Source organism: Archaeoglobus sp. UBA230 (genome assembly GCA_002507545.1).
Lineage (GTDB): Archaea > Halobacteriota > Archaeoglobi > Archaeoglobales > Archaeoglobaceae > Archaeoglobus.
This window is the reverse complement of sequence record DAVR01000033.1, coordinates 42,015-63,885: the sequence shown is the minus strand read 5'-3', so window position 1 is coordinate 63,885 and position 21,871 is coordinate 42,015. Positions and strand designations below refer to the sequence as shown.

24 protein-coding genes and 1 tRNA gene are annotated in these 21,871 nt (G+C 45.8%); 23 read left to right on the top strand and 2 right to left on the bottom strand.

Going from position 1 to position 21,871, the window contains the following annotated elements; genetic code table 11:
- From BP688_RS10685 to BP688_RS10620, 14 genes are all read left to right on the top strand, one after another.
- Window positions 1-1,722, top strand: a 1,722-nt coding sequence (locus tag BP688_RS10685; RefSeq protein WP_290623424.1) for a molybdopterin-dependent oxidoreductase, incomplete at its 5' end; no start/stop codon positions are given.
- A complete protein-coding gene (locus tag BP688_RS10680) occupies window positions 1,706-2,353 on the top strand; it encodes an ethylbenzene dehydrogenase-related protein (protein ID WP_290597577.1) in 648 nt (215 codons plus the stop codon). The genes BP688_RS10685 and BP688_RS10680, both read left to right, overlap by 17 nt.
- Window positions 2,354-2,356: 3 nt before the next feature.
- A complete protein-coding gene (locus BP688_RS10675) occupies window positions 2,357-3,517 on the top strand; it encodes a hypothetical protein (RefSeq protein ID WP_290597576.1) in 1,161 nt (386 codons plus the stop codon).
- Window positions 3,514-5,535 (top strand): 4Fe-4S binding protein, encoded by a 2,022-nt coding sequence (locus BP688_RS10670; protein WP_290597575.1) that lies wholly within the window; start codon window positions 3,514-3,516, stop codon window positions 5,533-5,535. The genes BP688_RS10675 and BP688_RS10670 overlap by 4 nt, the downstream gene beginning before the upstream one ends.
- Window position 5,536: 1 nt before the next feature.
- Window positions 5,537-5,962 (top strand): hypothetical protein, encoded by a 426-nt coding sequence (locus BP688_RS10665; protein WP_290624640.1) that lies wholly within the window; start codon window positions 5,537-5,539, stop codon window positions 5,960-5,962.
- Complete coding sequence (locus tag BP688_RS10660) at window positions 5,959-6,399, top strand: hypothetical protein (protein WP_290597573.1); 441 nt, start codon at window positions 5,959-5,961, stop codon at window positions 6,397-6,399. The genes BP688_RS10665 and BP688_RS10660 overlap by 4 nt, the downstream gene beginning before the upstream one ends.
- Complete coding sequence (locus BP688_RS10655; RefSeq protein ID WP_290597572.1) at window positions 6,396-6,674, top strand: hypothetical protein; 279 nt, start codon at window positions 6,396-6,398, stop codon at window positions 6,672-6,674. The genes BP688_RS10660 and BP688_RS10655 overlap by 4 nt, the downstream gene beginning before the upstream one ends.
- Before the next feature lie 285 nt (window positions 6,675-6,959).
- Window positions 6,960-8,330: an ABC transporter substrate-binding protein gene (locus tag BP688_RS10650; RefSeq protein ID WP_290597571.1), complete on the top strand. Its 1,371-nt coding sequence runs from the start codon at window positions 6,960-6,962 to the stop codon at window positions 8,328-8,330.
- Between the two features lie 9 nt (window positions 8,331-8,339).
- Window positions 8,340-9,212 carry a branched-chain amino acid ABC transporter permease gene (locus BP688_RS10645; RefSeq protein ID WP_290597570.1) on the top strand — a complete coding sequence of 291 codons (873 nt, stop codon included), beginning with the start codon at window positions 8,340-8,342 and terminating at the stop codon, window positions 9,210-9,212.
- A gap of 4 nt (window positions 9,213-9,216) precedes the next feature.
- Window positions 9,217-10,290, top strand: coding sequence for a branched-chain amino acid ABC transporter permease (locus tag BP688_RS10640; RefSeq protein ID WP_290597569.1), 1,074 nt, complete (start codon window positions 9,217-9,219; stop codon window positions 10,288-10,290).
- 1 nt (window position 10,291) lies between these two features.
- Window positions 10,292-11,020: an ABC transporter ATP-binding protein gene (locus BP688_RS10635; protein WP_290597568.1), complete on the top strand. Its 729-nt coding sequence runs from the start codon at window positions 10,292-10,294 to the stop codon at window positions 11,018-11,020.
- Entirely contained in the window at window positions 11,021-11,728 is a 708-nt protein-coding gene (locus BP688_RS10630) for an ABC transporter ATP-binding protein (RefSeq protein WP_290597567.1), read from the top strand. It begins immediately after the preceding gene.
- Window positions 11,725-13,038 carry a CaiB/BaiF CoA transferase family protein gene (locus BP688_RS10625; RefSeq protein WP_290623422.1) on the top strand — a complete coding sequence of 438 codons (1,314 nt, stop codon included), beginning with the start codon at window positions 11,725-11,727 and terminating at the stop codon, window positions 13,036-13,038. Before BP688_RS10630 ends, BP688_RS10625 begins: the two co-directional genes overlap by 4 nt.
- Window positions 13,028-14,206 (top strand): CaiB/BaiF CoA-transferase family protein, encoded by a 1,179-nt coding sequence (locus BP688_RS10620; RefSeq protein WP_290623421.1) that lies wholly within the window; start codon window positions 13,028-13,030, stop codon window positions 14,204-14,206. The genes BP688_RS10625 and BP688_RS10620 overlap by 11 nt, the downstream gene beginning before the upstream one ends.
- Before the next feature lie 57 nt (window positions 14,207-14,263).
- On the opposite strand, the gene BP688_RS10615 is transcribed toward BP688_RS10620, so the two are convergent.
- A tRNA-Gly gene (locus BP688_RS10615) sits at window positions 14,264-14,334 on the bottom strand.
- 101 nt (window positions 14,335-14,435) lie between these two features.
- Here BP688_RS10615 and BP688_RS10610 point away from each other — a divergent pair.
- From BP688_RS10610 to purF, 3 genes are read left to right on the top strand one after another with little or no spacing between them, the layout of a single operon-like run.
- Window positions 14,436-14,669 carry an LSm family protein gene (locus BP688_RS10610; protein ID WP_290597564.1) on the top strand — a complete coding sequence of 78 codons (234 nt, stop codon included), beginning with the start codon at window positions 14,436-14,438 and terminating at the stop codon, window positions 14,667-14,669.
- Window positions 14,669-14,848 carry a 50S ribosomal protein L37e gene (locus tag BP688_RS10605; protein ID WP_290597563.1) on the top strand — a complete coding sequence of 60 codons (180 nt, stop codon included), beginning with the start codon at window positions 14,669-14,671 and terminating at the stop codon, window positions 14,846-14,848. The genes BP688_RS10610 and BP688_RS10605 overlap by 1 nt, the downstream gene beginning before the upstream one ends.
- Window positions 14,849-16,225 (top strand): amidophosphoribosyltransferase, encoded by a 1,377-nt coding sequence (purF, locus tag BP688_RS10600; protein ID WP_290597562.1) that lies wholly within the window; start codon window positions 14,849-14,851, stop codon window positions 16,223-16,225.
- On the opposite strand, the gene BP688_RS10595 is transcribed toward purF, so the two are convergent.
- Complete coding sequence (locus BP688_RS10595) at window positions 16,217-16,411, bottom strand: DUF2116 family Zn-ribbon domain-containing protein (RefSeq protein ID WP_290597561.1); 195 nt, start codon at window positions 16,409-16,411, stop codon at window positions 16,217-16,219. The genes purF and BP688_RS10595 overlap by 9 nt on opposite strands.
- 71 nt (window positions 16,412-16,482) lie before the next feature.
- Between BP688_RS10595 and BP688_RS10590 the strand changes: the two genes are divergently transcribed.
- The 6 genes from BP688_RS10590 to BP688_RS10565 are packed head-to-tail and all read left to right on the top strand — an operon-like array spanning window position 16,483 to window position 21,850.
- Window positions 16,483-17,508: an NAD(P)H-dependent glycerol-3-phosphate dehydrogenase gene (locus BP688_RS10590; RefSeq protein WP_290597560.1), complete on the top strand. Its 1,026-nt coding sequence runs from the start codon at window positions 16,483-16,485 to the stop codon at window positions 17,506-17,508.
- Window positions 17,509-17,537: 29 nt separating this feature from the next.
- Window positions 17,538-17,702, top strand: coding sequence for a hypothetical protein (locus BP688_RS10585; RefSeq protein WP_290623418.1), 165 nt, complete (start codon window positions 17,538-17,540; stop codon window positions 17,700-17,702).
- The gene (locus BP688_RS10580; protein ID WP_290623417.1) at window positions 17,699-18,028 is read left to right on the top strand and encodes a YbjQ family protein; all 330 of its coding nucleotides are present in this window, start codon (window positions 17,699-17,701) and stop codon (window positions 18,026-18,028) included. The genes BP688_RS10585 and BP688_RS10580 overlap by 4 nt, the downstream gene beginning before the upstream one ends.
- Window positions 18,025-19,365 (top strand): FAD-binding oxidoreductase, encoded by a 1,341-nt coding sequence (locus BP688_RS10575; protein ID WP_290623415.1) that lies wholly within the window; start codon window positions 18,025-18,027, stop codon window positions 19,363-19,365. The genes BP688_RS10580 and BP688_RS10575 overlap by 4 nt, the downstream gene beginning before the upstream one ends.
- A complete protein-coding gene (locus tag BP688_RS10570) occupies window positions 19,362-20,375 on the top strand; it encodes a (Fe-S)-binding protein (RefSeq protein WP_290597557.1) in 1,014 nt (337 codons plus the stop codon). Before BP688_RS10575 ends, BP688_RS10570 begins: the two co-directional genes overlap by 4 nt.
- Window positions 20,372-21,850 carry an FGGY family carbohydrate kinase gene (locus BP688_RS10565; protein WP_290597556.1) on the top strand — a complete coding sequence of 493 codons (1,479 nt, stop codon included), beginning with the start codon at window positions 20,372-20,374 and terminating at the stop codon, window positions 21,848-21,850. The genes BP688_RS10570 and BP688_RS10565 overlap by 4 nt, the downstream gene beginning before the upstream one ends.
- The last annotated feature ends 21 nt before the right edge of the window (window positions 21,851-21,871 follow it).

Below are 21,871 nucleotides of genomic sequence, written 5' to 3'. Positions count from 1 at the left end.
AGGATGCTGGCGAGGAAAGTTGGAAGGAGGAAAACACACGTCATGCTCGGTTTCAGCACCTGCAAGACCTTTCATGGTGATTTGGTAGAGAGGTCTGTGTGCTTGCTTTTAGCTCTGACAGGAAACTGGGGTAAGGAAGGAACAGGAGTAACAGGTTGGTGCACAGTCTCTGCTACTGCCAATCCCTATTCTGGAGAAGAGACCGGATTCGAGCCAATTACGGAGATGATAATAGGAAGAAAAGCAACTGAGGAGGAGATAGCCATCAGAACTCAGATGCTCATAGCCAAACTTGGGATGACGACGGTTCCTCCAGCCTTCTACTGGTATTACCACTGCGGCTACAGGAAAGTATGGGATGAAATGGACTTGAGTTCGGCTGGAATTCCGAGGAAAATTGGCGAGTATCTGAAAGAAGCTCTGGAAAAGGGTTGGTGGTGGAATCTGGACAGGCCTCGTGAGGATGTAGAACCGAGAGTTTTGATTGTGATGGCAAACAATACCCTCAGACGCACAAGGGGTGGAACCAGGACGATGCTGAGCCATCTCTGGCCAAAACTTGACCTTATTGTTACTGTTGATTCAAGATGGTCAACAACAGCTCTTTACTCAGACATTGTTCTTCCAGCAGCCTTCTTTTACGAAAAAATGCACTTTCACCTGCTGACAACATCCTTCGTAAGGTTCTGGGCCTTCAGCGATAAAGCTATTGATCCTCTCTACGAATCGAAAAATGAGTGGGAAATAACGCTCAAACTTGCAGAAAAGATCGTGGAGAAGGCTAAGGAAAGGGGAATCGAAGAATACTATGTTCCACACGGAATAACAACTGAAAAATTCATAGAATTAACTGGTGTTGAGATAGAGGAGCTTCCAGAGGAATTGCTTCCTGTTATTGGCATAAAAAGAAGATTTCAGGACGTATTAGAGATGTTAACGGCAAATGGCAGATACTCTCCAGAGGATGTCGAGACGCCGACTGAAGATATTGTGGAGCACTGCAAGGAATCTGGGATTTTCTCTTCCGAAGAGAACCTTGAGAAGATCAGAAATAGGGGTTTCGTGAAGTATCACAGCCTCGGAAGGTCTGCAGAGGGCTTGAACATGGCAACGAAGGTCGAACCAGATAAGCCAGTGATAGCTCTGAGAAACCATGTTGAGGACAAGATTCCCTATCCCACCCTCACTGGCAGAGCTCAGTTCTACATTGACCACGACTGGTTCATCGAAGCGGGAGAGGAGTTGCCGTGCCACAAAAACCCTCCAAAACACGGTGGTAATCCGGAGAAATATCCCTTCAGGATGGACAGCGGACATCTTAGGTGGAGTATCCACGCTTCAACCGTCACAAATGAGCTGATGGCACAGACTCATCGAGGTGAACCCTTTATCTTCATAAACGAACTGGATGCATGGGCAAAGGGTGTGAAGGACGGGGATTACGTCAGGGTTTTCAATGATTTTGGAGAGTTCGTGGTTCAGGCAAAGCTAAGCGCCCTGCCCGAGAGGGGACAGCTGATAATCTACCACGCCTGGGATCCGCATCAGTACAAGAACTGGAAGAGCTACGACCATATAATTCCCGGCATAGTGAAACCCCTTCACTTCGCTAATTATGGTCATCTCAACTACTGGACAGCAAACTGGCAACCCCTTCAGGTGGATAGGCATGTTTACGTGAATTTTGAGCCTTGGAGGGAGGAAAATGATAGAAGCGAATAGAGTTGCTTCCGTTGAAAATTACTACCACCCAACCTCCCCTTTGTGGGATGAGTGCAGCCAGTATACAATACCACTTCAACCAGTTCCAACGAAGGCTGTAACGACATCGAAGTATGTGCGGGAAACCATACCTGAAACCCGGATTGGTAAGGTTCGAGAAATCAGAGTTAACGTTATTACAGATGGAGAAATGGTAGCCATAAGGCTTGAATGGGAAGATGCAATTAGGAATGACAGAATAGAGAACTATCGCGACTTCGTTGATGCCTGTGGGGTTATGTTCCCCATTAAACCGGAAGCATCGGTTATGACTATGGGTTCACAGGATTCCCCCGTAAACGTCTGGTACTGGAGGGCGGACGGAAGGTTCTACGATGTGATAAGCAAGGGTCTTGGAACTACTCAACGTAGAAGGCCTGAAATTAGTGGTTTAAGGTGTTTATGGGACTACGTCGGCACTACGTGGATTGTTGTTTTCGCAAGACCTGCCACCGCTGATGGCGTGGAGTTTGCCGACTTAACACCTCCTAAGGACACTGGTATTGCATTCGCAGTTTGGGAGGGAAGTAACAGAGAGAGAGGGCCACTCAAAGCCTATTCTGGAGACTTTATGAGCTTTATTCTGAGGTGAAACATGCAGCCCTATCCCGGCTCCTATGATTACTGGCAGATAGTCTGGGTTCAGATAGTGCTTTTTGTCTACATCCAGCTTACGACTGCTCTCACTCTTTACAACCAGAAAAACAGATACTCAGCCTTCATAACTAAACCACTTGGAAAAGTGCTTCCCTGGAGTGGAAGAGACCTTCTCATTAAGATTCATGCTGCAAACGGAATAATTGTTTTCTCACTCAACGTTCTATGCACTTTAACTTGGTTTTACCTCAAACTATCTGGTAGTTTGTCTCTCTGGGACATCATGCTCGGTGGAGGTGAGACAAGCGTTATCGGGTGGGTAAACGTCCTCGTCACGTCCTTCATGAGCCTTATGCTGGTGTTCGGCGTATCCCTCTACAAAAACAACAACCCCCTCACAACCCTCCCATTCTGGAGGTTTGAGTATTACCTTTCGAGGCTTGTGCACAGGCTTGTGTTCTTTGCCCTTTTGGCTGTTCTTGGATACCATATCTTTTACATCAACAAGATTTACACGGCTTGGATAGACTGGACGGTCAAACTCCATCCATTCTCCCTAATTTTCCTTGGAACGATCATCGTAGGATGTTTGGCATTTGCACTCGCCTTTGTGATGCTCATCGAAATACCGAAGGGAGAGATGTTCACGGGAGAGAAAAGACGATTATCAATCTCTCTTTATTTATCAGCAATAGCTGTAACAGCTTTTGCAATCTCCTGTTTAACAAAGCCCTTTGATCATGGATTCTTGGCAGGCATCGTAGTAACAATTGCTGTCATCCCCGGACTGTTGGGACTCATTCCAAAATCAATCCCAAAGGCAGTTGTTGTTAAAAAGCTGAAAACACCAGATTTTCTTGACAGAGCTGTGATCGAGCGGTCTGAAGCAGCAGAAGAAGTGATCAACTACACAATTGAAGCTTGGAGAAATGGTGAAGACTGGAAGAGCATAGTTGACTACTGCGGCGCGCTATTTCTGAGACTCCAGAAAGAAAAGCCGAGGGATTTGAAGGAACTCAACCAAGTTGAAGATACTGGAAAAGCCATCTCTATGCTCACCTTAAACAGGCTTCGAGAACTTGAACTTACCAGCAGTGAAGGTATGGATACAGAGTTGGTGAGCCTTAGAAGGAGTCTCCTGAGAGGTGATGCAGAGTGAAGCCATCCGTTATTCTGCTTTTACTGATTTTGCCTACCATTCTATTAGTCTCTTCAGCTCCAACCCTTGCAAGTTCAATTGAACCTTGGCTTAATCCAAGAGCATACAACATTTCCTACGGCGATGACGTGCTCGTTTATTATGTGGAGGACTTTCAATTTGGCTTTCGAGTAAGGGCAATCCAAAAGGGAAATGTAGAGATAATATATCCTCAAACGGAGTTTTCTGCCCGTATGGTGTTCCAAAAAGGAGATAGCGTTGTCTTCAGGGTTAAAACCATAGATGTCGTGCACGGGTTCAACATCTTCCACTACCTCCCGACGTCTGAGGGCACAAATGTTATCGTGCCGGGAGAAGTCTACGAGTTCGGTCCGATTTTAATGAACGTACCGGGAAAGTTCAAAATTAGAGACCCAGTTCCGTGTGATGCTTTGAATCCCTTTGAGTATGGAGACATCGTGGTTGAACCGAACAATATCTATTACAACCTCCTTCTAATGACCATTGCTACCGCCATTGCAACACTGCTTTACATCACACTCGCCTTGAATCGGACTTTTATTTCGAGGGAGCTTGACTTGCTCGGAATCCCGCTAATCGGAGGTTTCCTTAGGGGATTGCTGAAATGGAGAGGGTCAACCTTTCTGCTCCAGCTTTTGAATTTGGCCGTATTTCTTTTAATAATAATCGCAGGTTTGATTGGCAACCCAACGGGAGGAATGAACTTCTCCATTACTGTTGTCTGGGTTCTATGGTTTGCGGCAGTGGAATTCATGATTTTCTTCGGGGGGAGAGTGTGGTGCACGATGTGTCCGATGCCCGTGTTGGGAGAGTGGATTGCAAGAAGGCGAATTGTGGAGGTGAGTAGAAAGTGGTTCTCTCTCAACAGGAAATGGCCAGAGAGGCTCGACAACATGTGGATTAGTGCGATGGGTTTTCTCGGAATATCCTTATTCATAGTATGGATAACGACAAGACCTATTGCAACAGCCATTCTTTTTGTTTTTATGATACTTATCCCCATTTTCCTCCATCTCTACAATCCCAAACGCTACTTCTGCAGAAGTGTATGCCCAGCGAACTACATAGGGTATCACGCAAACGCCTCGATACTCGCTGTCAGGGCAAAAGACAGAGAGACATGCGTCAGGCACAGAACGAAAGAGTGTGCGAGCGGGAGTCCGACTGGTTACGGGTGTCCATGGGAGCTTTATCCCGGAGGAAATAATGACAGCACCTACTGCGGTCAGTGCTTTGAATGCTTCAGAAGCTGTCCACTCGATAATATGACCTTAAAGCTGAGAATGCCGGGGAGGGACATTCCAAAGGTTGCCTTGCAGAAAACGACGAGGAAAATCAGATATGATGAGGTCTGGATGGGATTCATAAGGTTTTCACTTGCGATATTTTACGAACTGATATTCTTCGGCACCTATAACAAGCTCAAAGATTGGGCAGATATGAACAGAACATGGGGAGCTAACTGGGCGTCAGTTGGAGTTCTCACACCAACCGTAGGTGATCTCGCTGATTGGTTCAAGTGGGCGATACTTGTGAGCGGAATATCGCTCATACTCTTCCCGGCTATATTCTACACCTTTTCTTGGGCGGCAAAGAAGGTTGCCAAATCCGAGATTTCGACAAACAGGATTTTTGCAGCTTTCAGCTACTCACTTGCTCCTTACGGCCAGCTACTCTGGATGTCCTTCGCTGTAGCCCTCTTCCTCGTTAACTGGGCAAGACCTCTAAACTCCTTCTTGGACCCCTTCGGATTTAACTGGGATGTTCTGGCTAATGTAGGTTTGGATAAGTTCCAGTGGCATCCACTCTTCGAAGACCAGATAATTATGCTCGAAGCCCCCTTTGTCTTCGCAGGCTTGTTCCTTGGGATAATAACCACATACAACATCGGAAGAGAGCTTTTCCGTGACGCAAAGAAGGCGCTGAAATCTACCGCTGTTATGACGATCCTCTACGTCCTGTGCGCTTTGATTGTTATTTGGATAATTGCGGGGTGAGATGATGAGAAGGGGATTGTGGGAATGGCTTGCCCTGATAATCGTTCTGCTTACGGTAGGAGGAGTTCTTCTTACGCCACTTTTCATACCATTTCTTGACCAGTATTTCATAAAGGCCGAACATCCAGATGCGATTGTGGTCAAGGGCTATGTCGGGCAGCACGGAGGATATGAACCCAAAATAATAAAAGTCAGGGCAAACGAAACAGTCAGGATCGCATTTTATGCGATGGACCTCCCTCAGAGCCTCTCCATTGATGCGCTGAATTTAGACACGGGTGTGGTAGTTCCTGAGGTGACAGAAGAAAAAGTCATTGAAGTAAAATTCACAACCCCCGGAATTTACGTCTTCAGAAACACGGTTCCCAACGGGCCGATGTCACCTTTTCAGATTGGCTATATAGTTGTGGAAGGTGGTCAAAAATGATTCGGAATGCTTTAAAATTCCCGCCAGTTCTTGTATTTGTGATTATACTGATCTGCGGCACAGTAGTTAACGTTGCCGCAATCTTTTACACTGAGAGTGACAGCATGCAGAAAATGTATTTTCTCAATCCTTCCGCCGTTTTGACCAGCATGGAAGTTAAAAAACCGGGAAGAATAGACATTATGATAACGACAGGTTCAGAGGGAGATTACAGTGGGTGGGTTGCTGTGGTCTACGTTTACGGCCCGGACGGAAAACTTTTTGATGTTAGATACGGGACTATTGACAACACAGGAAACGCCATCATAAACGTCTGGTTTGGAAAATTAGTACCTTCAGGAAATTATACCATCCTACCAGCAGTAGGATTCGATTCTACCCATTTATCAATCGGAGAACCCGTCTTTCTGAAAGTAACAGGAGGTGATGGTGAATGATTGAAAGAATTTTTGCCGAAATGGGTGCAGTTCTTGAAGAACTTGAGGATGAATATGGAGAAGAATTACTGCCACACTACGGTGATTTCATCAAGAGTTTCCTTGCTAAGGAACTCAGCGAGAGATTGGGAAGGGTTGTTAAAGACTCAGAAATAATTCTTGCAGAGTTTTTCTTAATAGCGCGGAGAAATTTTGAGGAAATGGAGGAAACGATAGCCACCGAGATACACGAACTTTTTGAGACGTTTAGAAAAATTGATAAGAAAAAATATTAATTACTTACCTTTTGCTTCATCATCTTTTTCATCCTTCTTTTTCAGAGATTTTTCCCAGTTAACCTTCTTAAAGGATACACCACCCAACACCTTTCAACACCTCATATTTCTGTCATTTTAAATGTATAAAATTATTATGCTGACGTTTACATCATTTAATAGCACGAATGATAATCCATACTCATTTTAGCATATTGTAGTTTGAAAGCCAAAACTCTTTATTAAATATACTAAATAACGAAAATTTTTTAATTGGTTCTTGATTTAATGATAAATGGTGGTAGTATGAAAAAGATAGTGTTATTACTGGCGGCGAGTGTTGTAGTTTCAATAGCCCTTTTCGGATGCGCTCAACCTGCGCCGCCAGAAGAGAAAACGCCTGCCACACCGGCTGAAGCAGAGAAGATCGTAGTGTGTGCATTATTCGACCCAAGAATTCCCGTTCTAAAGGCTGATGCAGAAGCTATAAAAATGGCAGTTGATGAAATCAACGCCCAAGGAGGAATACTCGGAAAGCAGGTTGAATACATACACGAGGATACCCAGAGAAAGGTAGATGTTGCAATCTCAGCATACAGAAGTGCAGTACTTGAGAAGGACTGTAAGATCGTCTTCCTTGAAGGCGTTTCCGAAGAAGCACTTGCAATCATTGAAGAGGGAGCAAGAATATTCCCGACAAAACCACACATCGTTATATCCTCTCAGGCCGCCGTTGGAACAACGTTTAAAGTTATTGAAGATTATGATAAATACAAGTTTTACTTCAGAAACTTACCTCCAGACCCAGAACTTAACTACAAAGTTCCAAAAACGTATTTCGAGTTTGCGAAGAATGTAATTGGGGCAAAGAAAGTTGCATTGCTTCTTGAAGATGCTGCATGGACTGAGTGTGCAAGAAAGGGATGTGTCTACGAGTCCAAATTCGGAAAGTTCGAGAGTAAGCCAATGAGAGAGTGGGTAAAGGAGGAATACGGGATGGAAGTCGTCTACGAGGCCAACATAGCGGTTGGAGAAAAGAACTTCCTGCCCATGCTGGAGGAGGCTGCAAGAAATGGTGCTGAGTATATCTTTGTCCTATCGAGCTGGTACACAGACACGATAACCTTATCAAAGCAGTGGGCGTCTTCAGGAGCAAAGGATATCCCGATATCATATTTCGGAGGACCCAACCAGTGGGCGGTATTCTGGGACCTTACCGGAGGGGCAGCGCTTGGCACATTCACAATAATGTATGACACCGAAGATGTTCCACCTGTAACCACCAAAACAAGAGAGGTCGTGAAGAAGCTCCATGAGAAGAAGTTGTCTGTTGACATGTCCGTGCACTACTACTACTCTGAAATGTACAGGGTAAAGGAGGCAATTGAGAGAGTCGGAAGTCTTGACATTGATGCGATAATAAAGGCTATGGAGGAAATGGAGTTTAAAGACCACACTGCGCTAACCCCCGAGTATAATTACTTCGGTTACAAGTCCGCCCTCTTCCACTCATACAGTGGTGGACCGGTGCTGCTTGCACAGTTCCAGTGTGACGGTAAGCTCGTTTACATAACTCCACCAGAACTTCTTGAGGAGGCAGGCTTCCCGGAGGAGGCTATCAGCCAAGTTAATCCGGATGCATACAAGTCTCCTGCAGAATTGAGAGAGATGTGCTGAGGTGTCTGAGTGTTAGACGTTGCTGCACTTATTTTTTCCTACACTTTTATTTTTGGCTCGCTCTACCTCGGAATCGCCTTGGGATTTACAATAATAACAGGTGTCCTTAGAATCTTCCATCTCGGCTATGGTGCCATTTTCCTTATAGCTGCATACGGAACCTGGATGTTCTGGAAAGACGTGGGGTTTGGCTTTATAGAGTCAATAGTCCTTTCCTTCGCTCTCGTCGCCTTGTTTTCCTTTCTGATATATCAGGTGGTGATAAAGAAGTTCTGGGAGATGGAGGATTATCTGCTTGCGGCTCTTATTGCAGTATTCATAATCATCGAGGAACTCGTAAATTATGCTTATCCAGAAATTGTGGGAGTGTATCTTCCAACAACCATCATTGAAGGTAGCATTAGCATTGGTCCTGCAAGTATTCCGGGACAGCTTGCAGCAACATCTGTTATTGCGATACTCATGGTAATCTGCTACCTACTCATCTTCACTAAAACGAAAACAGGGTTGATTATGAGGGCAATAAGCCAAGACATTTTTGCTTCGCAACTTGTCGGTGTTAATTTTGACAGGATGTTTATAGTTGCCATGATTCTTGCCTCACTGCCTCCGGCCATTATTATGCTTTTAATCGCACCAATCTGGGCGTTGAACCCATTCATAGGCTGGCCACTCTTCACATACGCGATCGTGGTGTCCGTTCTTGGTGGACTTGGAAATCTCAGAGGGACAATAATGGCTTCATACATTATCGGGTTTATACACGCTGCTGTGGGATTCTCACTGGATCCAAGACTGATGTTGCTTGCTTCATTAGTTGTCGTTGTTGCCGTTCTCGTTTTCCGCCCAGAAGGTCTTGCGAGAGCTGAGACAATATGGTGATGTTATGTCCATCCTTAAACTTGAGCCAAGAAGAGGGAGAATGATTATACACGCCTTTGGCAGAAAGTATGACTGGATAATCGAGCCGAGATACTGGAGAAACCCGATTATAGGTGTAATAACGCTACTTGCCCTTCCACTTCTAATGTACTTCTTTGCAACCGGGGTATTTGGCATAAGACCAGTAGCTCTGCTTTCAGCGCTGATATTCGCCAACATTCTGGCGATGATAGGCACACCTCTGGTTTTGCAGATTATCGGTACCGGTAGAGTTAGCTTCGGCCCGCACTTTTTCGTAGCGGTTGGAGGATACACCGCAGCCCTTCTCAGCAAAAACTACGGCTTCAGCCCAGCTCTCACACTTCCGGCATCTTTCTTCATGGGTGCGCTTATAGGACTCGGTCTTAGTCCGATAACTATCATATCGAGGGGCATCTACTTCGTCCTGATCACATTACTGCTGCCCTTCATACTGTGGGAGCTTACCTACTGGAGGTCAGATGTTTTCGGAGCAGAGACTGGAATTCCCGGTGTTCCACTGCTAATCTTTACCGGAGACGTTGTTCTCGACATCATGATTTACTACTACGTATCAATAGCAATGGTTCTGATCCTGCTTTTCTTCACCGATAGAGTAATGAGATCAAGATACGGGTTCATGATGGGTGTTATCAACGAAGATGAGGAAGTTGCCCTCTCTTACGGTATTGACGTAGCGAAAATAAAAGTCATAACCTTCACCCTCACCAGTGGAGCGATAGCTGTTGCAGGGTGGTTTTTAGCCCACTATCAGGGATCGTTCACAGGCCCGGTCTGGCTTCAACCTTCTTTCCTTATCCTGATACTCCTCACTACTACCCTTGGTGGTAAGGGTGCAGTGTATGGTGTGATAGCAAGCGCATACTTCATAGCCACACTGCGTGAAGTTACAAGAACACAGTTCGGGGAGATGTCTGTTGTTGTCCTGTTCATAATACTACTGATCCTCCTCTACATTCTCCCAGAAGGATTCTGGGGGCTTTACAGGAAAAGGAGATACAGGGAATACGTGCCAAGCATCAGAATAAGGAGGGCTTAGCATGCTTGAGGTGTCAAATCTTACAAAAAGGTTCGGTGGTGTGATTGCTGTCAACGAGGTAAGCTTTGAAGTTGAGAAGGGGGAAATAATAGGGCTTATTGGGCCCAATGGGGCAGGAAAAAGCACACTTGTAAATCTTATCTCCGGATTCTACCTGCCAGACAGCGGGAAGATACGATTTCTCGGAGAGGACATCACAAAAAAGAAGATGCACGAAAGGGCTAAGATGGGGATTGCAAGAACCTTCCAGAATCCAAGGCTGATATCCAACATGACAGCGATCATGAATGTGATGTATGCTGTACTTGGGAGTGAGAGAGGGAGTAAGCTTTCGCTTGTAGAAGCTTACGGAGAGGCTGCATACTACCTCGATATTTTTGACATGCTGAAAAAGAGAGATGTGCTTGTTGCAGACTTGCCAATCTACGAGTTGAGGTTGCTGGAACTGGCAAGAGCTCTCGCTCTCAAACCAAAAATACTGCTGATAGATGAAGCTATGGCCGGTTTGAACCCGGCTGAAGCTGAGAGAGTTTCAAAGCTGATAAATAGAATAAGAGAAGAATTCGATCTCACCATCATCTGGATCGAGCACGTGCTTAAAATCATAATGAGGTCTGTCGAGAGGATTTTGGTGATGCATTACGGAAAACTGATTGCTGATGATACCCCTGAGAAAGTTGTGAGAATGCCTGAAGTTGTTGAAGCCTACATAGGTGAGGAGGTCGTGTGAATGCTCAGGATTGAAGGACTGGAAGTGTGGTATGGCAAGATTCTGGCTGTAAGTGATATCTCCATAACCGTCGAAGAAGGGGAGATAGTGGGGCTTATCGGACCTAATGGGGCTGGAAAAAGCACAATATTGAACTCTATCATCGGAGTTGTTAAGCCAAAAAAAGGCAAAATTCTGATGAATGGCGATTCACTGGAGGATTTGCCAACGTATGAAGTGATAAAGAGAGGAATATCCATAGCACCAGAGGGAAGAAGATTATTCCCGTATCTGACAGTTGAGGAGAACCTTCTAATGGGCGCGATAAGTAAGGAGGCATGGAGAAAGCGAAAAGAGACTCTTGACTTTGTTTATTCAATCTTTCCGAGACTGAGCGAGAGAAGGATGCAACTTGGCAGAACCCTGAGCGGTGGGGAGCAGCAGATGCTTACCATTGCGAGGGCGCTGATGTCGTCACCAAAACTTCTACTCGTGGACGAGCCAAGTTTAGGTTTGGCTCCAAAGGTCGTTATGGAGTTATACAATCTTCTGAAATCGCTAAGAGATGATAGTGGGATAACCATACTGCTCTCCGACCAGAACGCAACGAGGGTTTTGGAAATAAGCGATAGGGCTTACATTATTGAGAACGGCAGGATAGTTATGGAGGGCGAGAGTGAGAGGCTTGCTGAAGATGAAAGAGTTAAGGAGGTGTATCTTGGCATATGACGGACTACTTTGATTATGTCAGGTCACTGTTTGAGGGTGAGAAAAGGGAGGCTCCTCTGAAGGGCTTAAGGGTTGTTGAAGTGACCCACTTCATATTTGGCCCCAATGTCGGAAGAATTCTCGCCCAATTCGGAGCTGAAGTCGTTAAGGTTGAGACTCCCGGTGAAGGAGACAGGTTCAGATTTGCTGCTGTGTGGGGAAGGTTCTACAAAAAGCTCAACCTTGTCTATGGAATAATAAACGCAAACAAGTATATAATCGCCGCAGATGCCAGAAACAAGAGGGCGAGAGAACTGATTTTTGAACTCGTTAAGAGGGCTGATGTTTTTGTGGAGAACCTCAGAGCTGGACTTGCAGAAGCAATGGGGATTGGCTACTCAACAGTTAGTAAGGTCAATCCGGGGATAATATACGTTAGCTGCTCTGGATACGGACAGTATGGACCTTTAAGCAAAGCTCCAAGCTTCGATATCGCTGCTCAAGGAGTTTCCTCCATTGCAACGAAGACTGGTTGGGAGGAGATTGACGAGTTCTACAAGCTTCCCGACTATTTCGGAGATTACCTGCCTTCAATGATAGCAGTTGCCTCAATTCTCGCAGCCCTTCACGAGAGAGATAGAACTGGGAAAGGAGTCTACATAGATATCTCACAGGCAGAAGCCCTTTTGAGGTTTCTTTATGATATCACCTACTACAGCATTACAGGTGAAGAAATCGGGAAAACTGGCAACATTGATCCCACCGCAAGTCCTTCAGGAATATTCAAAACCTCTGATGGAAAGTTCGTGGCCATCGCTGTGATGAACGAAAAGCAGTTTTCAGCCCTTGCGAAGGTTGTAGATGGGTTGAAAGATGGCAACAGGCTGAAAAAAGAGAGGATAAAGGAGTTGAATGAGATCGTGGAGAGATGGGTCTCGTCACACACACTCGACGAAATTATGGGTTACGCAAGAGAGCTTGGCTTTCCAGCATCTCCCGTGCTTGAAGATATGGACATCTACCAAGACAAGTGGAGGCGGGAGAGAGGAAGCGTTGTCAGGATAAAGGATAGACTCTATGGTGAACTGGACATCCCCGGAGCCGTGATAGCTATGAGTTCAACTCCGGGAGAGACGAAGTGGCTTGGCAGACCTGTGGGGTATCACAACAGGCTTATTCTAAAGAAATGGCTGGGTTTGAGCAATGAAGAAATAGCTAAGCTTGAGGAAGAGGACGTTATAGGATACTGGGATGAAATGCCGGGGACATCTCCACCACCAACATGGAGCGAAGATGATCCTGTTTTCAGAGGTGAAAGGGATGAAGAGTGACATACTGAAACTGTTCTCTTCCAATGACAGACTCGAAGCATTGAGTGATGTCAAAGTGGTTGAATTAAGTGGAGATAACTTTGCTGGTGCAATTGCAGGAGCGATGCTATCAGAACTCGGCGCTGAAGTCGTGAGGATTGAGCTTGATGATTCAGCAAAGGAAATCACGCCCTATGGTGTGAAAGTAGATGGTGTGGGAATCCCGTATCTCATTGAAAACAGGTACAAGGAAATACTGAAAGTTGAGGAAATAAACGATGAGGTCAGAGATACAATGGCAGAAAGCGATGTAGTGATTGATGCTCTCCAACCGGGCTTTCTTGATTCTGCCGGTGCTGGTTACCGACACCTTTCAGTTAGAAATCCTGCCATAATTTACGTTGCTGTTTCACCATTCGGACACTTCACCGAAAAAGCAAAGGAAAATGCAAACATTCCTGATTCAGATTTGACAGCACAGGCTTACAATGGTTATCCCTCACTGATAGGCAACCCCTACCTAACAGACAAATTCTCATACCCGCTCAGGGCGGGAATGTGGGCGGCATGGACTATGGCCGGGGTGAATGCTGCTATAGGCGCTTTGCTGGCTTTGATTGAGCGATCGAAGAGTGGTAAAGGACAGTTCGTGGATATCGCAACTAACGACGCCCTTGCGATTGTTAACATCTTCCCCTACGTTGTGGCCTATCTGTTTGGCAAATCAAGGACAAGATACGGGACGGTTGACTACATAGCCTACCCCTTCGGCTACTATAGGGTTAAGGATGGCTATGTTGCCTTAGCCACTCCTACAGATGCAGATTTCAGGGCTTTGCTTAAAATAATCGGAAGGTGGGACCTTGAGCCCGACTGGAAGTTCATGCTCGACAGAATCTCAGATGATCTGGAAAGAATAAAAGTGCTGGATGAAGAGCTGAACAAGGAGTTGAGGAAACACACAGTCAACGAGTTGATAAGTAAGGCAAGGAAGGTTAGGAGAAGATACCTCGGCAGATTTCTCGGAACACCAATAATCGTCAAGCTGACACCTCTTAAGGAAGTAATTGAGAGTGAACACTGGAGAGTAAGGAAGAGTCTGCTGACATTCGAGGTGGATGGTAAGAACGTTGTAATTCCAAATACAGCCTTCAAGGTTCTGAGAAAAAGAGAGTCGGGTGGAAAATGATCGAACTGTCCATTTTTTATTTTGAGTCTCTTACCATAATCCACATCCAAGTCAAAATGCGCGGGCCGGGATTTGAACCCGGGCTAACGCCTCGGAAGGGCGTTGTCCTACCGCTAGACTACCCGCGCTGAGCTTTTCTCAATGACTGGATTAAAAACATTTTCGAAAGAGCGATATTTTTAAATAACTGGTCTTTTAGACACACTTTAAGATTTCTGGAGGTAGGAACATGCCACCAAGACCACTGGATGTTCTGAACAAATCCCTGAAATCTCCTGTGATAGTAAGGCTGAAAGGAGGGAGAGAGTTTAGGGGAACGCTTGATGGATACGATATACATATGAACCTCGTCCTGCTTGATGCTGAGGAGATACAGAATGGCGAAGTTGTTAGGAAAGTAGGCAGTGTGGTTATAAGAGGAGATACTGTCGTTTTTGTATCACCTGCACCGGGTGGTGACTGATGTCAGACGGAACTGCTGCGATGGGTAAAAGGGGAAGGAAAAGGGTTCATATTAGATGTAGAAGGTGTGGGAGACACTCCTTCCACAGGAGAAAGGGCTATTGTGCTGCTTGTGGATTCGGAAAAAGCAAGAGATTGAGAAGCTACAATTGGGTAAATAAGAAAAAGAATCGAACGTAGATGTGTGGAGTTGTCGGAGTTTATCATGTAGACCCGCAAATATCCCCAAGACTTGCCTATTACGCCCTTTTCTCCCTTCAGCATCGAGGACAGGAATCTGCGGGGATAGCAGCATTTGATAGTGGACTCAAACACAAAAAGGGAATGGGGCTGGTTACGGAGGTTTTCAGTGATGAAGACTTCGATGCTCTTGCGGGGAATTCGGTAATCGGACATGTGAGATACTCCACAACAGGTTTGTCAAGGGTTGAAAACGCTCAACCCTTTGTCGTTCAGTCAAAGGCAGGTTCGATTGCTGTTGCACACAATGGCAATCTTGTAAACTACGCGCAGCTGAGAAACGAACTGGAGAATGAGGGGAGGGTTTTCACAACCGACTCGGACACGGAAGTTATAGCTCAACTTTTGTCCAAGTTTCTGCTGAAGACGGAAGATGTCGTGGATGCGCTCGTAATGCTCAACAACATCCTGATCGGAAGTTATACCTTGACGATGATGATTGACGATGTAGTTATAGGCTACCGCGACCCCGTGGGCTTCAAACCCCTCTGCATTGGCGAAGTTGATGATGGATTCGTGATCTGCAGTGAAAGCTGCGCAGTTGATGCTATTGGTGGTAAGTTCCTTAGAGACATAAAGCCGGGAGAAGCTGTTATAATCAAGAAGGGAAAGGTTGAATTTGTTCAGATAGTTGAACCAAAGAGGATGGCTGCATGCATTTTTGAGTACATTTACTTCGCCCGTCCAGACTCTATAATAGATGGTGTTAGTGTCTATGATGCGAGAACAGAGATGGGCAAAGTTCTTGCCAGAGAGTCGCCTGTAGAAGCAGATTACGTTTCTGCAGTACCTGATAGCGGAATTACCGCTGCAATTGGATATGCCAGCGAGTCCAAGTTACCCTACATGGAGAGCCTGATAAAGAACAGATACGTTGGTAGGACGTTCATAATGCCCGTTCAAACCCTCAGAGAAGCTTCAGTCAGGCTGAAGGTTAACGTCGTTAGAGGGAACGTCAGAGATAAAAGGATAGTTCTCATTGACGACAGCATAGTGAGGGGCACAACGTCAAAAAGGATAATCGAGATGATAAAAAAGGCAGGAGCAAAAGAAGTGCACATGAGAATTGGCAGCCCCCCGATTATCGCTCCATGCTACTTTGGCATTGATATGAAAACAAGAGAGGAACTAATAGCTGCGAATTACAGCGTTGAGGAAATAGGAAAACTTCTCGGTGCGGACAGCCTGGCATATCTCAGCCTTGAAGGACTTCTAAAAGCTATCAGAAAAGCTGGTGGCGGAGAAGATTACTGTCTTGCCTGTCTCACAGAACGATATCCAGTCCCAGTTCCGGGAGAGATTTACGACTCACTTTGAAATGTAGGGCAGCCACATGAATAGCAGTAACAGCAGCAGTATGACGAACATGAACACCATGAAGTTTCTCTGCCTCTTTCTCTCCTTGTTCAGAACTTTTTCACACTCCTCACTGCACACCTGCTGATCTGGTTCGATTGCCTTACCACATACAACACAGTGTCTGTGTGGGATTATACCCGGCATAGGGTTTCCTTGTTTGTAGATTATAAAAAGATTGGGGAAAAACTTTTCAATTTTCGTGAGAATGGAAGCACATGATTATTTCAATTCTTGGAGCGGGAGCGATGGGTTCAGCCCTCTCCATTCCGCTGATAGATAACGGGAACAAGGTAAGGATTTGGGGGACTGAATTCGATACTGAAATACTCAAGAAGATTGAAGCTGGAGAGGAACATCCGCGAATCGGTGTAAGGCTGGAGAAGGTGGAGATATACCATCCCGAAGAACTGGAGGATGCCTTGAAGGATGCTGATGTAATACTGCTCGGTGTTAGCACCGAAGGTGTTTTGCCGGTCTTTGAGCGAATTTCGGATATGTTGGAAGAGCAGTATCTCATTCTAATATCAAAGGGATTGCTCGAAGTGGATGGAGATATCCTCACGATTCCTGAAACGATATGGAGAATCAGAGAGGATTTGAAGGACAGGACTGTTGCAATAACAGGGCCTGCGATTGCAAGAGAGGTTGCGAAGAGAATGCCCACAAAGGTTGTCTTCAGCAGCGTGAGCATTGAAGCGGCTAATGAAATGAAAAGAATCTTTGAGACGAAACACTACGGCGTTGAAGTGTCGAAGGACATCAGAGGAACGGAGATCACTTCGGCTCTGAAAAATGTTTATTCGATAGCGATTGCATGGATAAGGGGATACGAGAGTGTTCATAACGTTGAGATGAGTAATGCAAAAGGGGTTATAGCGACAAAGGCTATTAACGAGATAGCATCATTCATTCATCTTCTCGGTGGTGACAAGATGACAGCTTTCGGTCTTTCAGGATTCGGCGATCTGATAGCAACGTTCAGAGGTGGAAGAAACGGAATGCTTGGAGAACTACTCGGCAAGGGTTACACAGCCGAGCAGGCACTTGATGAGCTGAAGAGGAGAGGTGTAGGCGTTATAGAGGGATACAGAACGACTATTATGGCTTACAAGCTTCTAAGAAAACTGGAGTCGGAGGGCAGAGCCAATGAGGGACAGTTCCCGCTGCTGAAGAACATCTATCAAGTTCTGTATGAGGGCAAAACCATTCCGGCTGTGCTTGAGGAGTTGATTGTAGGATAGCTTTATATCCTTCCCAACTCATGCAAAGTATGGAAAGCCACGTGAAATGGGGACTGGGTTTTGTTGTCACCGGAATTGTGCTGGAGATCACCCTACCTTTCCTCTTCATTCTGGACACTGTCCTCATACTTCTCGGAATTGCCCTTATCCTTTTTGGTGGGAGGGATAAGAAGGTAGAAGAGGTGAAAGAATGATTGTTACGACTACGGAATTTGTTCCGGGTTATGAAGTTGAAGAGGTTCTCGGAGTTGTGTTCGGAAACACCGTGAGGGCAAAGCATCTCGGAAAGGACATCCTTGCCGGTTTGAAAAATATCGTTGGCGGTGAAATTGAGGAATACACCGAGATGCTCAGAGATGCCAGAATGGAGGCTCTGAACAGAATGGTGAATGAAGCGAAGAGGCTCGGTGCTGATGCTGTCGTGAATGTCAGGTTCACGACATCGCAGACGATGGCCGGAGCGGCGGAGTTGCTCGCTTACGGAACTGCTGTAAAATTAAGGGCGGTGGAGGAGAGATGATAGAAAAGGCAGTTGAAGAGTTGATAACCGTCGGGATAAAAATTTCAACTGCCGAAGAAGACAAGATTGCCTACTGCAAGGATTTTAACCCTCTGCATTTGCACAAACTGCTGAAAAGGGAAACTCCAGCGCTTCCGGATGCTGTAGCGTTTCCAAAGAGTACCGAAGAGGTGTCAATAGTTCTAAGAACTGCAAATGCGTATGGTATACCCGTATACATATTTGGAGGGGCAAGTGGGGTTATTGATGCCGCAACACCCTATGAGGGTGGGATCGCTCTCTCAACCCTTCTCCTGAAGGATATCGAGATAAATGCTGAAAACATGATGGTCAAGGCCGGAGCAGGAGTTGTGGGAGGAAGATTGGAAAAGATTCTGAACCATCGTGGCTTTACTCTCCGACATTCTCCGCAGAGTCTTTACTGCTCAACCGTTGGTGGCTGGGTCGCAACCGCTGCAAGCGGGCAGTTCTCTACCGGTTACGGTAACATCGAGGACCTTATCGTGTCCTTAACTGCTGTTTTGCCGGACGGGGAAATTGTTACAGAGAGGGTGACTCCAAGGAGGGCGGGGCCTGATTTAAAAAAACTGTTCGTCGGGAGTGAAGGCTTGCTCGGCGTAGTTACAGAGGTTATTATGAAGATATTCGAGCTTCCTGAGGAGTCTCTGACCCTCTCTGTCGAATACAATACCATGGGAGAAGCTGTTAAAGATGCCAAGGCGCTGATGAGTCTTAAACCCGCACTGATGAGGATTTTTGACGACGAAGAGAGCTTAAGATACTTCGACACGGAAAAATTCAGCTTGATAGCGGTGTTTGAAGGAAAAGGGGCAGGAACAAAAGCAGATATGGCGAAGAAAATCGTAAGGGGAAACATTACGGAGGGCTACGCCGAGAAATGGTTGGATAAGAGGTTCAATGTATCAGACATATCTCGAATAGTCCCCTTAGGATTCATATTCGACACGATAGAAGTTGCCTGCTTCTGGAGTGATGCTGAAAAGCTCTACCATGAGGTGATAAAGGCAATCAGAAGTGTAGAGGGAACAATTACAGCATCAGCCCATGCATCCCATTTTTACGAGAGTGGACTTTGCTTCTACTTTACTTTTGCTGGCTTTCCAGTCAACATTGAGGAGTATTACAGGGAAGTATGGAGACGAGCCATAGAAACTTCTTTGAAGAATGGGGGGAATATCACCCACCACCACGGCATTGGCAGATTGAGGAAGGGTTGGCTTTCTTCTGAGATTGGGGGGTATATCACGATCCTTCGCGATCTGAAGAGTGTGCTCGACAGGAGAAACATTCTGAACAGGGGGGTGATGTTCGATTGATAAATCCGAAGGTTATATCAAGAATTATTGCCAATACAGATATAAAAACAAAGCTCAGACTTGCCAAGGTCATACCGAAGCTTGGAAAGGCAGACGAGATTACAAGATGCATGCTCTGCCCAAACATGTGCCTTCACGTCTGTCCTGTTTTCGATGCTGAGCGCAGACTTACAGTCTCCCCATCCGTCAAGGCGAGACTCGGCTACTTCTCCCAAGACTACACTTACGAAGCCGTGTATCACTGTCTGCCATGTGACGCGTGCAAGAGTGCATGCCCAATGGAAATAAGCGTAAATGACAATCTCCGAAATATCAGGGCGGGTTTCGATACTGAGATTGCAAGAAAGGCTGCCGAAAGAATTGAGAGGGACTTGTTCAAAAATCTCAGGAAGACCGAAACAGAGAAACGGGAAGGGAAGATTCTTTACTTCCCCGGATGCAGAACCCTTGAAAATGGGCTGTTTACTAAGACTGTTGAGGTTCTGGAAAAACTGAAAATTGATTTTGCCGTTGATGATCTTCTTTGCTGTGGAATGCCCTACTACGAACTCGGTCTGTTTGAGAAGTTCAAATCCGCCATTAATGAGGTGAAAAGACTGGTGTCTAAATATGAGGGAGTTGTGAGCAACTGCCCGCACTGCGTTGCGATAATGAGGGAAAGCGGTATCAGAGCTGCACACATAATCAGCATTCTTCAGCCCGTGAAGGTTGGAGGTGACCTTTCCTATCACGACCCCTGCATCATGGCGAGGAAACTTGATGTTACTCAAGAACCGAGAAAGCTGCTTGAAGAGATGGGATGCGCTATTCATGAGCCGGCATTCAGCGGAAAAGATACCCACTGCTGCGGATATGGTGGGGTTTACAAGTTCATAGCACCCGATTATGCAGAGGTTGTGGCAAAGAATAGAAGAGATCATTTCGAGTATGAAATCGTGACTGCATGCCCTTCATGTAAAACTGCCCTTAAAGCAATAGATTTTGTCGAATTGATCGGGGAGAGATTATGATTGGGGTGATTGATGCTGGAACGACAACGATAAAGCTTGCCGTTTATGAGGAATCAAAGCTGGTAGACCTCATAAGGGAGCCCATAGTAAAGCATAACCCACAACCCGGTTGGGTTGAGATTGATGCGGAAGACATGGCGAGGAAATGTTTGAAATTAGCAGACTATGCGATTGAAAAATACGGCATCGAAGCAATAGCAATAACCAATCAGAGGGCAACAGCCGTTCTTTGGGATGCCAAAACTGGCAAAACTGTTTTTCCCGCTTTAGGATGGCAGGATATGAGGGCTGACAAGCTTGCCGAGCAGCTCAACAGGGACAGAACGATAAAGATTGCAAGGGCTGTGGGGAAGATTGTTGCGGGCATTTCAGAGATTATCCCGACAATCAAAAACAGTAGAAGAGCCAAGTGGTTCATAACGCTCTCAAGGCTCTCTCTCAGAGCAAACCACACCAGTGTGAAGCTCTGCTGGATGCTGAACGAGCTTGGTGAGAAGGCAGGCAATTACGATTTGAAAGCTGGAACCATAGATAGCTGGCTGATATATAATCTCACCGGTGAGCATGCAACGGACTACTCGAATGCTGCAGCCACGGGCTTGTATGATTCATTTTATCTCAGGTGGAGCAAGCCGATTCTTGAGATAGTCGGTGCTGATACTGAAATGTTACCGACACCAAAGGAGAGCGATGAGATTTTTGGAGAATACAGGAATGTACCTGTCACTGGGGTCATTGCAGACCAGTCCGCTTCGCTTTATGCCTTAGGATGCTGGGAAAAGGGGGACTTGAAGGTCACGAACGGAACGGGAACTTTTGTTGACCTGAATGTTGGGGAGGAGCCGTGGGCATCTTCAAGAGGTCTTCTACCCCTAATCGCCTGGAGGTTGAAGGGAGAAATGCGATACATGCTTGAGGGTTTGCTACTCTTCAGCGGTTCTGCGGTTGAGCTGTTGAAGGAGATCGGAATTTACGATGATGTAAGGGAAACATCCGAAATGGCGTTCAAATCAAAAAATGAGGATATGTTGCTGATCCCCGCATTCACGGGCTTGGGCACCCCGCATTACATCTCCGCTCCCGGACTGCTTTACGGGATGTCGAATGCAATGAGGAGAGAAGACATAGTTAAAGCGCTGCTTGAAGCACTTGCCTTCAGAATTGCGGAGATCGTTGATATAATGAAAAAGGAGTTTCCAGTGGAGTTAAGAAGGATAAGATGTGACGGAGAGATGTCATCTAACGACTTTTTCCTACAGAGAATAGCAGATGTGACTGGAATTCCTGTGGAGAGGGGAGCAATACTTTCCGGGACATCATTCGGTGCCAATCTTGTTGCTGGAAAAGCAATTGGAAAATGGAACAGAGACTTCTGTATGCCCTTCAATGATGTTTTTGAGAGGAAAGAGGATATGAGAGCCAAGTATCAGAAATGGAAGAAATTGTTGAACATCGCCATGAATATAAAACTTTAGTCTACGAAAATTTTTTAAATT